At 62.6% G+C, this 14,529-nt stretch carries 15 protein-coding genes; 3 read left to right on the forward strand and 12 right to left on the reverse strand.

Annotation, left to right across the window (positions count from 1 at the left end; translation table 11 throughout):
- The 11 genes from ABR948_RS07680 to ABR948_RS07730 all read right to left on the reverse strand — a co-directional run.
- Window positions 1-182, reverse strand: a 182-nt coding sequence (locus tag ABR948_RS07680) for a hypothetical protein (RefSeq protein WP_428115465.1), incomplete at its 3' end; no start/stop codon positions are given.
- A 75-nt stretch (window positions 183-257) separates the two neighbouring features.
- Complete coding sequence (locus ABR948_RS07685; RefSeq protein WP_428115377.1) at window positions 258-866, reverse strand: ANTAR domain-containing response regulator; 609 nt, start codon at window positions 864-866, stop codon at window positions 258-260.
- A 14-nt stretch (window positions 867-880) separates the two neighbouring features.
- Window positions 881-2,047 carry a transporter substrate-binding domain-containing protein gene (locus tag ABR948_RS07690; protein ID WP_428115380.1) on the reverse strand — a complete coding sequence of 389 codons (1,167 nt, stop codon included), beginning with the start codon at window positions 2,045-2,047 and terminating at the stop codon, window positions 881-883.
- A gap of 115 nt (window positions 2,048-2,162) precedes the next feature.
- Complete coding sequence (locus ABR948_RS07695; protein ID WP_428115382.1) at window positions 2,163-2,768, reverse strand: DMT family transporter; 606 nt, start codon at window positions 2,766-2,768, stop codon at window positions 2,163-2,165.
- Between the two features lie 69 nt (window positions 2,769-2,837).
- Window positions 2,838-3,098: an EamA family transporter gene (locus tag ABR948_RS07700; RefSeq protein WP_428115385.1), complete on the reverse strand. Its 261-nt coding sequence runs from the start codon at window positions 3,096-3,098 to the stop codon at window positions 2,838-2,840.
- Entirely contained in the window at window positions 3,095-3,904 is an 810-nt protein-coding gene (locus tag ABR948_RS07705) for an ABC transporter permease (RefSeq protein ID WP_428115388.1), read from the reverse strand. Before ABR948_RS07705 ends, ABR948_RS07700 begins: the two co-directional genes overlap by 4 nt.
- Entirely contained in the window at window positions 3,901-4,710 is an 810-nt protein-coding gene (locus ABR948_RS07710; protein ID WP_428115391.1) for an ABC transporter ATP-binding protein, read from the reverse strand. Before ABR948_RS07710 ends, ABR948_RS07705 begins: the two co-directional genes overlap by 4 nt.
- A 1-nt stretch (window position 4,711) precedes the next feature.
- The gene (locus tag ABR948_RS07715) at window positions 4,712-5,701 is read right to left on the reverse strand and encodes an ABC transporter substrate-binding protein (RefSeq protein ID WP_428115393.1); all 990 of its coding nucleotides are present in this window, start codon (window positions 5,699-5,701) and stop codon (window positions 4,712-4,714) included.
- 19 nt (window positions 5,702-5,720) lie between these two features.
- A complete protein-coding gene (locus ABR948_RS07720) occupies window positions 5,721-6,392 on the reverse strand; it encodes a TetR/AcrR family transcriptional regulator (RefSeq protein WP_428115396.1) in 672 nt (223 codons plus the stop codon).
- A gap of 1 nt (window position 6,393) precedes the next feature.
- Complete coding sequence (locus ABR948_RS07725; RefSeq protein ID WP_428115399.1) at window positions 6,394-8,145, reverse strand: hydantoinase B/oxoprolinase family protein; 1,752 nt, start codon at window positions 8,143-8,145, stop codon at window positions 6,394-6,396.
- On the reverse strand, window positions 8,142-10,250 hold the full coding sequence (locus ABR948_RS07730) for a hydantoinase/oxoprolinase family protein (RefSeq protein ID WP_428115402.1): 2,109 nt from the start codon (window positions 10,248-10,250) through the stop codon (window positions 8,142-8,144). Before ABR948_RS07730 ends, ABR948_RS07725 begins: the two co-directional genes overlap by 4 nt.
- 390 nt (window positions 10,251-10,640) lie before the next feature.
- Here ABR948_RS07730 and ABR948_RS07735 point away from each other — a divergent pair, with 390 nt between their 5' ends.
- The gene (locus ABR948_RS07735; RefSeq protein ID WP_428115405.1) at window positions 10,641-11,741 is read left to right on the forward strand and encodes an acyltransferase family protein; all 1,101 of its coding nucleotides are present in this window, start codon (window positions 10,641-10,643) and stop codon (window positions 11,739-11,741) included.
- Window positions 11,742-11,894: 153 nt separating this feature from the next.
- Entirely contained in the window at window positions 11,895-13,058 is a 1,164-nt protein-coding gene (locus tag ABR948_RS07740) for a polysaccharide deacetylase family protein (protein ID WP_428115408.1), read from the forward strand.
- Here the strand turns inward: ABR948_RS07740 and ABR948_RS07745 are convergent.
- Complete coding sequence (locus ABR948_RS07745; RefSeq protein WP_428115410.1) at window positions 13,033-13,317, reverse strand: hypothetical protein; 285 nt, start codon at window positions 13,315-13,317, stop codon at window positions 13,033-13,035. The two genes, ABR948_RS07740 and ABR948_RS07745, sit on opposite strands and share 26 nt — an antisense overlap.
- A gap of 281 nt (window positions 13,318-13,598) precedes the next feature.
- Here ABR948_RS07745 and ABR948_RS07750 point away from each other — a divergent pair, with 281 nt between their 5' ends.
- Window positions 13,599-14,519 (forward strand): fumarylacetoacetate hydrolase family protein, encoded by a 921-nt coding sequence (locus ABR948_RS07750; protein ID WP_428115413.1) that lies wholly within the window; start codon window positions 13,599-13,601, stop codon window positions 14,517-14,519.
- The last annotated feature ends 10 nt before the right edge of the window (window positions 14,520-14,529 follow it).

Raw genomic sequence — 14,529 nt, forward strand, 5'->3', positions numbered from 1 at the left:
TCGGCCTTGGTGTGCAGCCGCGGCATCTTGTAATTCACGACGGCAACGCCGACCGTGTCATTGCTGGATGAAATATCGCCGTGATGCATGTTGCTCTCCTTGCGAGCTGCCCAAAAACAAAAGACCGCCAAAACAAAAAAGCCCGACAGATCCTTGCGGATCTTTCGGGCTAGCCTAGCCAAGCCGAACCAACGTCACTGGTGGTCCGGCGAAATCTGCGACAGGAACTTCAATGTTCCACGCGGTCGATCACAAAACTAAACATCTTTTGCGCGGTACTGCAAGAGTTCATTTGCATGAATGATCGCGGCGGCCATGTCGTCCATCGACAGACGCTTGGCCATCGCCTGGCGGCGAATGCTTTCGTAAGCCTCGACCTCGCTCAATCCCTGGCCATCCATCAGGATCGACTTGGCTTTCTGGATTCGCTGCAGGCCGGCCAGCTTGCGTTCCAGTTTGCGGATGCGCTTTTCGGTTTCGCGCTTTTCGAGCCAGATACTGCGCGCGATGGTCAGATTGGTGAGCAGACCAAACGGGCGGATCGGCCGTTCGATGACGGCGACCGCGCCGGCCTCCAGCACCAGTTGCAGCGTGGACGGGTCTTCGTAGCCGACCACCGCGATCAGCGTCGGCCGCGGGCCATCGGTCGATTTCAAGAGCCGCTGAATATCGGCGCGGACGTCATGTTCGACCGCCAGCAGCATCACGTCCGAACTGCCGGTCCAGGAATCCGGCACCGGCCATTGGGTTTCGACCATGCAGCCGATGCGGCGAAGATGCTCGACCAGTCTCACGCGCTCATTGTCCGGCGGATGAACGACCAGGACGCGCAGGCCACGAAGATCACGAAGGATTTGGATCGCCACCGACTGCGCCCCCTTCAGTGGCTCACTGTGTGAAGATCGTCGACCGACCAGTCGTCGAGGCTCTGCACGACGCAATAGGGGTCCGGCTTGATCCGGACACCGGGATTCCACACCGTCTGGAATCGGCCCGACTTGTCGAGACGCGCGATCCGCGGCCAGAGATACGTGTGGTTGTTTTCCGGATCGATCCGGACCCTGCCCTGCGGCGCGTCGAATTCGGAATCGCGCAGCTCCTTCAGCACCCCTTCCGGATCGTCGGAGCCAGACCGCGCCAGCGCACGCATCGCCAGATGCACCTGGAAATAAGCGGCCTCCGCCGCCGCCGGCACCGGCGCATCCGGGCCGTATTTACTTTTGAAGCTTTCAACGAAACGCCGGGCCGCGCGCGACGGCGAAGTCTCGAAGAACGGCGCCGCGGTGATATGACCTTCCGCCGCCTCGGGGTGCATCTGGGCTACTTCGGCTTCGCTGGTGGTCAGGCTCGCGATCGGCATCTTCGCCGGATCGAAGCCGGCATTGCGATAGGCCTCATAGAGCACCGAGGTGCTGCGGCCGACCACCGTCGAAAAGATGACATCAGGCGACGTCTTCTTGATCCGGCTGATGACCTTGTCGAAATCCCCCGCGCCCGCCTCGAGCGGAACATAGATCTCGTCCAGTATCTCGCCGCGGCCCTGCATCACGAAATCGGCCATCAGGCGATTGGATTCGTAGGGGTAGATGTAGTTCGAGCCGACCAGCAGAAAGCGATTGCCGTAGGTCGAGAGCAAAAACCGCGCGAGCTGCAGCGAATTCTGGTTCGGCGCCGCCCCGGTGTAGATGCAGTGCCGTGAATATTCAAAACCCTCATAGAGCGTCGGATAGAACAGCAGGCCGCGATGGCTTTCGACCACCGGCAAGACCGCCTTGCGGGTACTCGACATGTAGCAACCGAACAACAGCCGGATGCGATCGACCTGCAACAGACGCTCGGCCAGGCTGCGAAACTGCTTGGGGTCGGACGCCGGATCGTAGATCACGGGCTCGATCATCCGATTCAGCACGCCGCCGCTGGAATTGATCTCCTCGATCGCCAGCAGCGTCGCATTCAGTTGCGACTGCTCGACCGCTGATGTCACCCCGGTCTGGGAGAACAGCACCCCCACGCGCCACGGAGCCTCGGTGTTTTCGCTGGAACTCATGAGCCTGACGTCAACCATTTCACGCTGAAGAAACCCGAACGACCTTACGTCAGATCACGGAAAACTCAAATCGCCGCACGAGCGCAGCGAACACAGCACGGCGCTGCAAAGCCGACTATGCCGGCTTCGGGCGCAGCCGCGCCGGACCGGATTTTCCAAGGATCAGCAGCCCCGCGAAGATCGCCGCGATCCCGCCGACATGGTACCACGCCAGTTGCTCGCCCAGCCACAGGATCGAGAACGCGGCTGAAAACAGCGGGCTGAGATAGAGGAACGCCGCCGCACGCGCGGCGCCGACGACGGCAACCCCGTAGAGATAGAACAGATTGCCGAGCATGGTCGGCGCCAATCCCATATAGGCGACCGCGGCAAGCGCGAAACCAGCGTCGGCGTCGTTCCAGACGAACCACGGCCCGCCGATGGCGATCCAGACCACATACACCGGCAGCATCACGACGATCAGTCCCGACCATCCCGTCACCACCATCAGCGGCAACGGCGCAATGGTGCGGGTCCAGTCGCGCGCGCGGATCGAAAACCAGGCAAATGAAATCGCCGCCACCAGCGACCACAAATTGCCGAGGCTGAGTTGAAACCGGGTCAATGTCTGCAGCTGCCCTTTGCTGATGATGAGAAGGGTGCCGGCAAAGGCCAGCGCAACGCCCCATTTCATGGCCGCCGTCAGCGGCCCCTCGCCCATCCAGCGTCCGAGCAGAAGCACCCAGACCGGCGTCGTCGCATTGATGAAGCCGACTTCGATCGCGAGACTCTGATAGGCGCCGCCGAGCAGTCAGTATGAAAACAAGCCGACGCCGACCGTGCCGCCCGCGATCAGCCCGCCGAGCCGGGGACGGATGGCCGGCCACGCCTGCCGCAGCGCGGGCCAGGCGATGATGGTGAGAATGACGGCCGCGGGTATCCAGCGCCAGAACACCAGCGCCGGCAGCGGGACGGTTTCTCGTACCGCACGCCCGGCCACGTGATTGCTGCCCCACAGCGCCGCGGTGGCGATCAACGCCGCGGTTCCGCGCGAAGTCGATGCACCCTTCATACGCGCCCGGTCGATCGTTCGTGGCGCGCGCGTTGCGAGACGTGCCACGGCAGCAATAAACGCTCGGCATAGTCGACCAGAAAGAACAAGATCGTTCCGACCAGGCCAAGCAGCAATAGCGACACGAACACCCTAACGGTGTCGAACTGCCCCTGCGCCACCAGGATCTGGAAACCAATGCCGCGGCTGCCGGCGACGAATTCGCCGACGATGGCGCCGACCAGCGCAAACGAAATCGCGACCTTCATGCCCGCGAACAGGCTCGGCAAGGCGCAGGGAAAGCGGATCTTGGTCAGCACCGCCCAGGGCGAGGCTTTCGACACCTGTGCCAGATGCAACATGTCCGGATCGACCGACCGCAACCCGAGCACCATGTCGATCACAATCGGAAAGATCGCGAGCATCAGCGCGATCGCGATCTTAGGCTCCGGTCCCGTTCCCATCCAGATCACGAACAGCGGCGCCAGCGCCACCTTGGGGATGGAATTCAGCGCCACCAGCAGCGTGTAGATGGTCCGCTCCAGAAGCCGCGAATAAACGATGCCGATCGCGAGCGCCACGCCGAGCACGACGGCGAGCGCGAAGCCGATGCAGGTCATGCCGAGGGTGAAGCCAAGATTGCGCAGGAAGATGCCGGGCGTTTCCAGAAAGGCTGCGAAAATCGCCGAGGGCGCCGGCAGGATCAAGGGCGTCGGGTGAAACAGCCGAACGCCGATTTCCCACAGCAGCAACGCGGCTGCCAGCACCACGATGACGTCGCGCGTCTCGTTGTCGCCGCCGAGCCACTTTTTCGAAAGACGCATCATTCCTTGACGATCCCAAGCTCGGCAAAATGATGACGGATCCGCTGCACATAGGCAGCGAACTCGGCGCTGTCACGCACCGCAAGCCGGCGCGGACGCGGCAGGTCGATGGCAATGGTGTCGACGATCATGCCCGGCGCCTTGCTCATCATCACCACCCGGTCGGACAGGAACACCGCCTCCACGATCGAATGGGTGATGAACAACAGGGTTTTGCGGGTGTCCTGCCAGATCTGGGCGAGCTCGACATTGAGATCGTCGCGCGTCATCGCATCGAGCGCGCCGAACGGCTCGTCCATCAGCAGGAGTTCAGGATCGGCCAATAGCGCGCGGCAGATCGAGGCGCGCTGGCGCATGCCGCCGGACAACTCCCAGGGAAAGCGATGTTCGAAGCCGCCAAGACCAAATCGGGTGAGCAGCGCGACCGCGCGGTCTCGCTCGTCGGCGCGCGGCTTGCGGGTGAATTCGATCGACAGCAGAACATTGTCGAGGATCGTTCGCCAGTCCAGCAGGACGTCGCGCTGAAACACCACGCCCAGCCGATCGGGCGGGCCATCCAGCGGCTTGCCGCCGACCACCACCTGGCCGGAGGAGACGTTCTCCAGTCCGGCGACCAGCTTCAACAGCGTGCTCTTGCCACAGCCCGACGGGCCGACCACGCTGACGAATTCACGCGGCCGGATTTCAAGATCGATGCCGGCCAGCGCGGTCACCGGGCCGCGCGAAGACGCATAGGTTTTGCCGACGCCGTTCATCGCGACGTAGGGCGCGACATCCATTGAGGCTTGCGCTGACGCTTGCGGGCTCATGTCACTCCACAAGCGCGTTGGTGTAGTAGTCGGCCGCATTCCAGCCGGCATTGACGACACCGGCGGCCTGCATCGACCTCAGCGCGGCTTCCCAGTCTTCTTTCGCCTGCCAGCCGATCGGCTTGCCCTGGGTGGCCGGCGTATCGAAATAATCCAGCGTGAGCTTGATCTGGTTGAGCAGGATGACCGGATCGAGCCTTGCATCGGGCCGCTCGGCGATCATCGCCTTGACGCCGTCCTCCGGATTCTTCCGCAATTGCTGCCACGCCCGCTGCTCGACCTCGATCAGCCGATGCAATGCGGCGCCCTTGCTGGCGATGGTGTCCTCGCGGGCGACCAGACCATAGCTCGGAAAGGCGATGCCGGCGTCGGACGCCAGCAAGCATTTCGACGGCCGCGACGCTTCCGCGATCGGTAGCGCCGAGCCGGTGGTCGACATCATGCCATCGGCGCGCTTGGCAATATAAGTGCCGAACAAGGCGGCGGCATCGACGACATCGACCTTGACGTCGTCGCGAGTGAGGCCACCGGATTTCAGGTAGACATCGATGAACGGGGCCCACGGGCTCGCCGCGAACACCACCACGGTCTTGCCGCGCAAATCGGCGACGCTTTTCATCGGCGAATCCCTGTCGACCAGGATGCACAGATCGGTGCGATGCTGGAATGTCGCGATCGAACGGATGGTCGCGCCCTTGGCGCGCGCCGAGCCGACCAGCCCGACCTGGACCTGACCGACATCGGCCTGGCCGGCATTGACGAGCTGAATGGTGTTGCCGGAACCGCGGCCATCCTGGATATCGACGTCGAGATTGGCCTGCTTGAACCAGCCTTGATTCTGCGCCAGATGCATCGCCGCCTGCACGCCCCATGGCGAGAAGTCGAGCCGCACCGATAGTTTGTCTTGTAGTTTGTCTTGCGCCGAGGCCGGCAAAACGCCGGCGCCGGCCATGCCCGCCAGCATCAGCGTCGATAAAAGGATTTTTCTCATATCCCGATCTCCGGTTTGATCACTCTGTGTCGGCGCCATCAGCTTCGGCCGGCGAAGCCTGCGTCAGATAACTCAGAACCATCTCGACAACATGCGCGCGACGTTTAATCACACGCCGGCGCGCCGCAAGATCGCGGTCGAGCAGCCAGGACAGCGTATGCTGATTGGACAGAAAGAAATAAGCCAGCCCCGAAATCGACAGATAGAGATCAACCGGATCGACATTGGCGCGAAAGACGCCTTGCTGCTGGCCGCGCTTGAGGAGAATACGGATGGTATCGAGCAGCCCGCCGTAAAGTGACTTGGTCGAACCGGACCGCTTCAGATGTTCGCCATAATGAATGTTCTCGATGCTCATCAGCCGGATCAAATCGGGCGTCGCCACGAAATGGTCGAAGGTGCTGCTGACCAGTTGCTTCATGCCCTCCACCGGCGGCAAGCCCCGCAAATCCTGATCCTGCTGCCGTGCCCGCAGATCGGCATAGATGCGCTCCAGCACGGCCAGATAAAGCGCGTCCTTGGAGCCGAAATAATGATAGATCAGGTTCTTGTTGACACCGCTCTGCGCGGCGATGTGATCGACGCGTCCGCCGCTGAGGCCATAGGACACGAATTCGATCCGCGCCGCATCCAGAATCCTGGCGCGGCTCGCTTCCGGATTTCGAACGACCTTGGCCGGGCGAGACCCCACGCTAAGCTCCATGACGCGCGTCCGAAGGCTCCGGCGTGGACATCCGCGTTGAGCGTAACCGCGCGGTCCGCTCGACATCGAGCGCGCCGCGCGGACCGAACAGGACCGCGTAATGCTGCTCGGCAAAGGCCGCTGATATCTTGCCGTCGATGAAATCTTCGCGCACCTGCGAGGGGTCGCGCAGCAGCGGATTGCCGAACCCGCCGGCCCCGGCCTGCTCATGAATGATCAGCGTACCCTGAACAACCGTGGTGGTGATCTTGCCCGGCAGCGCGTTGCGCTCGTTGCCGATCTCGATGAAATTCCGCGACGATCCGCCGGGTTCGCCGCCGTTGAGGCCATAGGGCTGAAACGCGACGCGGTCGGTGCGCAGCTGAAGCAGCGCCTCCGGCGCCAGAATGCGATAACTGCGCCGGATGCCGACCCCGCCGCGATACTGGCCGGCGCCGCAGCTGTCAGGCACAAACGAGTAGTCCTCGATGCGAACCGGATGCTCGGCTTCCATCACTTCCACCGGCATGTTGGACAGATTCTGCGAGGCGTTGGTGACGGCCTCAAGCCCATCCTTGTCGGGACGCCCGCCCCAGGCGCCGCAAATCATGTCCACGATGATGAACGGCTGGCGGTTGGGCCGCAAGCCGCTGATGCAGATGACGCTGTTGCCGCCTTCGCCCGCGGCCGGCACCTTGTCGGGAACGATTTGCGCGAGCGCGCCCAGCATGGTGTCGAACACGCGATAACCCGTGAGCGCGCGCGCCGCGCAAGGCGCCGGCATCACCGGATTGAGCACCGAGGCCTCCGGCGCCTTCACGGTGATGCAGCGAAACAGCCCGACATTGTTCGGCACGTTCTTGGCCAGCACGCAGCGCACGCTGAGATACGTCAGCGAATGGGTGAAACTGAGCGTCGAATTCAGTGCGCCCTTCACCTGCGGCGACGACCCCGTGTAGTCGACCAGCAGCGTACCGTCGCCATTGACCGTGATCGCGACATTGATCGGAATAGGCTTGTCGGAAAATCCGTCGCTGTCGATGTAATCCGTGAAGCGATAAGTGCCCTTCGGCCAGGTCCTGATCTCCTGCCGCGTCAGCCGCTCGGCATAGTCGAGCAGCTCCTGCATATAGGCATCGACCTCATCGGCGCCGTAGCGCTGCAACAGCTTTTCAAGCCCGCGCCTGCCGACCTGCGCGGCGGCGAACTGGGCTGACAAATCGCCCCAGACCCGGTCCGGCACCCGGACGTTGATCTTGATCAGGGCCTCTAACGTGGTGTTGAGCACGCCGCGATCGTAGAGCTTGAGCGGTGGAATCCGCAGGCCTTCCTGGTAGATCTCGGTTGAATCCGATGCGTTCGAACCCGGCACCCGACCACCGACATCGGTGTGATGGCAGATCACCACGGCGAAGGCGCGCCGCGCGCCGCCAAAGAAGATCGGCATGAACATGAAGATATCAGGCAGATGCATGCCACCATGATAGGGATCGTTCATGATGACGACGTCGCCCTCACGAAGATCGCCCTCGAATTTCGCCAGCACCGACGCCATCGCTTCGGGAATCGCGCCGAGATGCTGGGCGATGGTCTTGGCCTGCGCCACCATCTGGCCGTCGCCGGCGCAAAGTGCGGCCGAAAAATCCATCACGTCCTTGACGATCTCGGAGCGCGCGATCCGGACCACCGTATAGGCCATGTCGTCGGCGATCGAATCGAGCCCGCTTTTGATCACCGCAAACGTAATCGGATCGACCTTCATGCCTCGAACTCCAGAACGATGCAGCCGATCGCATCCTTGTGCACGGTGGCATCGGGCGGCACAATGATGGTGGCATCGAATTCCTCGATGATCAGCGGACCCTGGCGCGCCGTCGATCCGACCGCGCTGCGGTCCACGATCTCGACCGCCACCGCCGCCTCGCCGCGGGCGAAGGAAATTGCCCGGGTACCGCCTTGCGAAGATCCCGCCCGCGCCGCGATTTTCATGTTGCCGAAGTCGAGGCGATTGTCGCGCAAACCGCGCCCGGCCACGCGCAGCTTCATCAGCTCGATCGGGGTCGAGTCGCGATAGCCGTAGGTTTTGAAATACTCGGCGACGAAGCGCTCGCGGATCTGATCCAAATCCCGATCAAGGTCCCGATCAAGGTCCTGGCCCTCGAACGGCACGGTGAGCTCGGTCGCCTGCCCCTCATGGCGCAAATCCGCTTCCCAGAGAAACGCGGTACGTTCGGCGCGGTAGCCGTCGGCCGCGAGCTGGGAGGCGACTTGCTGCTGCAACCCGGCCTTGATCGCTGCGAGATCAGCGCCATCCATCCGGTCGAGGCGCCGGCTGACGGTCTTGAGCGCGGTATGCTCGATGTCGGAGGCGAGCATGCCGAGCGCGCTGAAAATGCCCGACATTGGCGGCACCACGACGCGCGGAATACCCAATTGCCGCGCCAGATCCGGCGCATGGACGCCGCCATTGCCGCCGAACGCCATCAGCGTGAGGTCGCGGGGATCGCGTCCGCGCTCGACGGTAACCGCGCGGACCGCGCGTGCCATCGCCGCGTTGGCGACGGCGCGGATGCCATGCGCCGCGTCCTGCAGCGGCAAACCCAGGGGATTGCCGACATGCGCCAGGATCGCGGCCTCGCTCAGCGAACGGTCGATCGGAAGCTTGCCGCCTGCGAGTGAGGTAGCATTGATAAAACCCAGCACCACATTGGCGTCGGTCACGGTCGGCCGATCATTGCCGAGGCCGTAACAGGCCGGCCCCGGCACCGCGCCGGCGGACTGCGGCCCTACGATCAGCAGACCACCCTTGTCGATGCCGGCCATTGAGCCACCGCCGGCGCCGACCTCGGCGATATCGATCGCCGGCACTTTAAGCATGTAGCCACCGGCCTTGATGAAGCGGCTCGAGGTCGAGATGCCGTCGCGAAACTCATATTCGGAGGTCATGCTGGGACGGCCGTCCTCGATGATGACGGCCTTGGCGGTGGTGCCGCCCATGTCGAACACGATGACATCGCGGTCATTGCGGGCGACGCCGAGCCGCGCCGCGCCGATCACGCCGCCGGCGGGGCCGGAAGCCACCACCAGCACCGGCTTTTCACAGGTCACATTGGCCGCGAGCATGCCGCCATTCGATGTCATCACCAGAATGGGTGCGGCGATGCCAATGGAGCGAAGCCCCGATTCCAGCCGTTGTAGATAGCTGCGCATCGCCGCCAGCAGATAGGCGTTCACCACCGTGGTGCTGGTGCGCTCATATTCCTTCATTTCCGGCAATACCGCGCAGGACGTTGTGACCAATAGATGCGGGAAATGGGCGCGCAGGATTGCCTCCGCCTGCAGCTCGTGCGCCGGGTTGCGATAGCTGTTGATGAAGGCGACGGCGACGGCTTCGATATCCTCGGCGACCAGCGCCTTGCCGGCGCTGATCACGCTGGCTTCGGACAAAGGCTCGACCACTTCGCCATCGGCCGCCATCCGCTCGGAGACTTCCAGGCGGTGCCGCCGCGGCACCAGCGGCTTCGGCTTTTCCCAGGTCAGGTCGAACATGTCGGGCATACGAATTCGCCCGATCTCCAGCACGTCCCGGAAACCGCGCGTGGTGATCAGGCCGGTCCGCGCGCCCTTGCGCTGCAGGATGGTGTTCGAACCCACGGTGGTACCGTGCAGCACTTCAGCGATGGCGTCCGGAGTAATCGACAATTCGGCCAGCAGTTGCCCCACACCTTCGATCACCGCGATGCTGGGATCTGATGGCGTCGATGAAATCTTGCTCTGATGGATCAGACCGGTGTCGGTCAACAGCGCGATATCGGTGAAGGTGCCGCCAATATCCACCGCGACCCTGAACCTCTTCTCCGACCCCATCACCACGCTTCGCACCCCAGTCCCATTACTAACTAGTTAGTCAATAACGCGCACCCGGACCTGTCAAGGCGGCTTTTGACGTGCGCCGGAAAATTCCTGATCCGTGGCGAGCGTGGCCCCCGGACCTGGTTATCGATCACCGGTCATCGCGGACGCGATCGGTCGCGGGCGTAACATTCCGGCCAGCAGCGACGAATGGTGCATGATCCCCGGGGAAGGCGCGCCGATACCGGACATTCGTCGCGCCAATGTCACGAAAGGCCGATTTTACTGATGGAATTTCTGCGATTTGCTCGCTAGTTGAGCACGACGACCGGGGGCGGCTTCGCTCATAATTGCGGAATTCAACGCGGGTGGGTACATCCCGGAAAAAAGGCTTGAGGAAGAACAATGGCGGCCGATATCAGATCGTTCACGGGGGTGCGAGGGGTCGCCGCCGTGATCATCGTGATCTATCACTACGGCAAGTTTCGTCTCGATCTCAGCGGCAGCGCGACGGTCTGGGCCGTGCCGCACGGCTATCTGCCGGTCGACATGTTCTTCATGCTGAGCGGATTTGTGATCGGCTATGTCTACAAGGACGCGTTTGTTTCCGACCCCTGGAGCAACTACAGGACGTTCCTGATCAAGCGCTTTGCGCGCCTTTACCCCGCCTACATCGTGATCGCGGCGTTTTACGCGCTGAAGATCGCGGCCGGCCTGACCGGCGAGGAAACCTTCGCCCGCTTCCATACCTTCGACATCATCGGCAACCTCCTGATGCTGGTGGGCTGGGGGCTTCATATCTATCCGCTGATCGGCGTGTCATGGGCCTCGAGCGCCGAATTGGGGTCGTATGTGGTGTCGCCGGTGCTGATGAAATACACGCTGCAAAAAAGTGTCCCCTGGTGCCTGGCCTGCGCCGCGCTGTCCGTGCTCGGGATTTATCTGATCAGCCGCAGCGGCCAAGGCGCCAGCGGCCCTCTGGACGTGGTGCAGGACAGCTCGCCGCTGCCGCTGCTGCGCGCCATTGTCGGGTTCACCCTTGGCCTCGTGACCTTTCGCTTCGCGCACCATCTGGACCGGTTTTCCGCCACCGTCCAGGACATCCTCGTAATCGCGATCCTGGCGGCGATGCTGGCAGTGGCGATCTTTACGCCGGACGATCTGCCGATCTACTTCCTGTTCATCCCATTCATCGCGATCCTGTCGCGCGACGGCCGCGTGGCGCAGCTGCTGTTCGGCAACCGGCTGGTCTATCACCTCGGGGTCATCTCCTATTCGATTTACCTGATCCATCCGATCTTCCTGACTTTCACCGAGCGTTCATCGCGGCATGTCGGAAACAATTTGACGGCCTATGTCTGCTGCATGCTGGTGGCCTTCGCCGCGATCTGGCTGTTGTCCTGGCTGAGCTATCGCTTTGTCGAGATTCCCGGCCGGCAATTCGTGATCGGGCTGCTCAGTCCCAAGGCCAAGGCAGCACCCAAAACCGCGCCGGCGGGCACCTGATCGGCGAGTTCCCGCGCGCGGGCGCGGGGATTTGCGCGGGGATTTGATTGGCGCCGTGCATTTCCTGCGCTACTCTGACCGCCTTGCTGCAACGGCGCGCAAGACGGATTCAAGCTGGCAAGGATGGACGCGATTCCGATCCGGACCCGAACGATGGTGCTGACGGCCATTCTTTGGGGCATCGCGGCCGCAACCCCATCCGCGGCTGGTGCGTCCGGGGCAACCATTCCCCATCGCGCGTTGTGGCCTGATCCCATCAACTCGCCCGCCGAGTTCGACCGCGCCTCGCGCGCCGAAATCCTGGTGTTTGCCCGCGAACTGGCTGAGAGCGATGCGCTGGACGAAGCCGCGTTGAAAAACCGGCCGGGGGTCGACGCCGTCGACATGGCTTCGGTCGAGCGGCTGCGGCATAAATTATGGAAGCTGCTGACCGCGAATTATGTCCTTGCGTCGCGCGGGTGCGTCGCCAATGAGGCCTTTTGTCCCGGCGAGATCGATCCGAATAATCTGCGGCGTGTGGCCGAGGCGTTTTCCGGCGCCCTGGTTCAACCGCGCTACCGGCCGTGGTTCGAGGACGCCGTCCGGTTCCAGCGATCCTATCTGGACGAGCTCGTGCTGCTGGCGGCCGTATTCCCTCACCGCAACAGCGAGGTCGAGACCTTCAACGACAACGAACTGACGGGGTGGGATTTGCACGATCGCCAGTTCCTGCTGTCGTTCGATGATGGCCCGACGGCAGGACCGCGGCAGGAAGCGCCGAATGCCGAGAATACCGACCGCACCCTCGATATGCTCCGCCGCAACAACATCAACGCCGTCTTCTTCGCGATCGGCAAATCGTTTCGAATGCGGCTGCGGGATTCCTCCGATGAGGCGATGAAGACGCTCTATTCAGGTATGTGCGTCGGCTCGCATGGCTGGGTGCACGAATCCCACGCCACATCGCCGCAGTGGCAGGAATCCGTCGCTTCGAGCTCCAAGCTGCTTGCCGACAATTTGCCGGACAGCTACGTGCCCGCGTTTCGTCCGCCCTACGGCCAGCGGTCGCCCGATAGTGGGCCGTATCTGAGGAGCCGCGGATTGAGGCTGATCCTCTGGAACATCGATTCCCACGACTGGGACGACGGCTTGACCGCCGACGACGTCGAAGCACGCACGATGTCGTTGATGCTGCTGTGGCGCCGCGGCTTTATTCTGTTCCATGATTTTTTCCCGCGCGCCCAGACGGTGGTGCCCCGGCTGGTCTCCTGGCTGGCCCATGACGGCATTGCCTGGGCCGATTGTCACGACATCAATTGGACACCTCGCGGCCCGTGATGCGGCGATCGAGAAGCTTCAGGGCTTTGGTGTCTCCCCGCGCGTGGGCGTCGTCGATATAGGCAATGAGCAGGTCGGCCAGCGTCTCATAGTCCCACAGCTTCAATTGGGCCGGGTCGACCCAACCTTTGAAATAGCGGTCGAGATAGCCGCACTCGGCGTCATGGGTTTGCACCCAGGCCGGTCCGGCCAGCTTCAAAGGCGCTGGATCCCAATGGCAGATGACCAGGCCTGCGGCGGACGCGGCGGACTTTGCCAATATCGCTCGCCCGTCCCGCGGGGCTTCGCTCATCGGACGCAGGGATTGGCCAATCTCCTCCAACACGCGCTCAACATTGCAACCCATTCCACTGTTCCGGCTTGTGCTGAATGCCGGCGGCAACCGACAACGCTGGTGCCTATCCACTTCCACAGGGTCGTGGTTCAACTATGGCGTATTTCTGATCGGGGTGCGGTCGATCCTTGGATTGATCCCTGGGTTGATCCTTGGGGGGCTTCTGTTATTGGGTCCGGGACAACCCAATCGAATGGACATCGAAGATGAAGTTTGCCTCCTTTTACCGCGACGGCGCCTTGAACGTCGGAATCGTCGATGCCGCCGCCGGACGGGTACGTCCCGTCAACGGCGTCACTGGCATGATCGACCTCGTTGCCCGGTACGCCGATATCAAGCCATCCATTATCAAGGAAGCCATTATCAAGGAAACCATTATCAAGGAAACCATGGCATCGGGCGCACAGGATCTGGCGCTCGGCGATGTCAGGGTCACGGCGCCGATTCCCGTGCCGCGCCGAAACATCTTCTGCGTCGGCAAGAATTACGGCGAGCACGCGCGCGAATTCTCCAACAGCGGCTTCGAGGCCGGCGCCAAGAAGGATCAGGCGATCGATGAATATCCGGCGATCTTTTCCAAGGGCCCCAACACGGTCGTCGGGCCGAACGACAATGTGCAGCTTCATTCCGGGATCACATCGAGTGTCGATTACGAGGCCGAACTCGCCGTCATCATCGGCAAGCCCGGGCGCAACATCGCCAAGAAGGACGCCTATGGCCACGTCTTCGGCTACACCATCGTCAACGACGTCACCGCGCGCGACCGCCAGAAAAACCACAAGCAGTGGTTCATCGGCAAGACGCTCGACACCTTCTGCCCGATGGGGCCGTGGATCACGACATCGGATGAAGTCGATCCGGAAAACCTCGATGTGAAATGCTGGGTCAACGGCGAACTGCGCCAGAACGCCAACACCCGGGATCTCATCTTCGACATCCCCTCGCTGATCGCGACCATCTCCGAGGGCATGGCGCTGGTGCCGGGCGACATCATCGCGACCGGCACGCCCGCCGGTGTCGGCATCGGCTTCAATCCGCCGAAATTCCTCAAGTCAGGCGATGTCGTCGCAATCGAGATAGCCGGCCTCGGCCGGATCGAGAACAGGTTTGTCGGGGATGCCGACTAGCGCGAGATGT

The sequence above is a fragment of the Bradyrhizobium sp. genome (assembly GCF_050014615.1).
In the GTDB taxonomy this organism is placed as follows: domain Bacteria; phylum Pseudomonadota; class Alphaproteobacteria; order Rhizobiales; family Xanthobacteraceae; genus Bradyrhizobium.

Bases quoted from the DNA above. Each gene is read 5' to 3' on its own strand.
- ABR948_RS07705 (WP_428115388.1), bottom strand. From the start codon at position 3,904: ATGATGCGTCTTTCGAAAAAGTGGCTCGGCGGCGACAACGAGACGCGC.
- ABR948_RS07700 (WP_428115385.1), bottom strand. From the start codon at position 3,098: ATGAAGGGTGCATCGACTTCGCGCGGAACCGCGGCGTTGATCGCCACC.
- ABR948_RS07725 (WP_428115399.1), bottom strand. From the start codon at position 8,145: ATGAAGGTCGATCCGATTACGTTTGCGGTGATCAAAAGCGGGCTCGAT.
- ABR948_RS07735 (WP_428115405.1), top strand. From the start codon at position 10,641: ATGGCGGCCGATATCAGATCGTTCACGGGGGTGCGAGGGGTCGCCGCC.
- ABR948_RS07715 (WP_428115393.1), bottom strand. From the start codon at position 5,701: ATGAGAAAAATCCTTTTATCGACGCTGATGCTGGCGGGCATGGCCGGC.
- ABR948_RS07750 (WP_428115413.1), top strand. From the start codon at position 13,599: ATGAAGTTTGCCTCCTTTTACCGCGACGGCGCCTTGAACGTCGGAATC.
- ABR948_RS07730 (WP_428115402.1), bottom strand. From the start codon at position 10,250: ATGGGGTCGGAGAAGAGGTTCAGGGTCGCGGTGGATATTGGCGGCACC.
- ABR948_RS07710 (WP_428115391.1), bottom strand. From the start codon at position 4,710: ATGAGCCCGCAAGCGTCAGCGCAAGCCTCAATGGATGTCGCGCCCTAC.
- ABR948_RS07690 (WP_428115380.1), bottom strand. From the start codon at position 2,047: ATGAGTTCCAGCGAAAACACCGAGGCTCCGTGGCGCGTGGGGGTGCTG.
- ABR948_RS07740 (WP_428115408.1), top strand. From the start codon at position 11,895: ATGGTGCTGACGGCCATTCTTTGGGGCATCGCGGCCGCAACCCCATCC.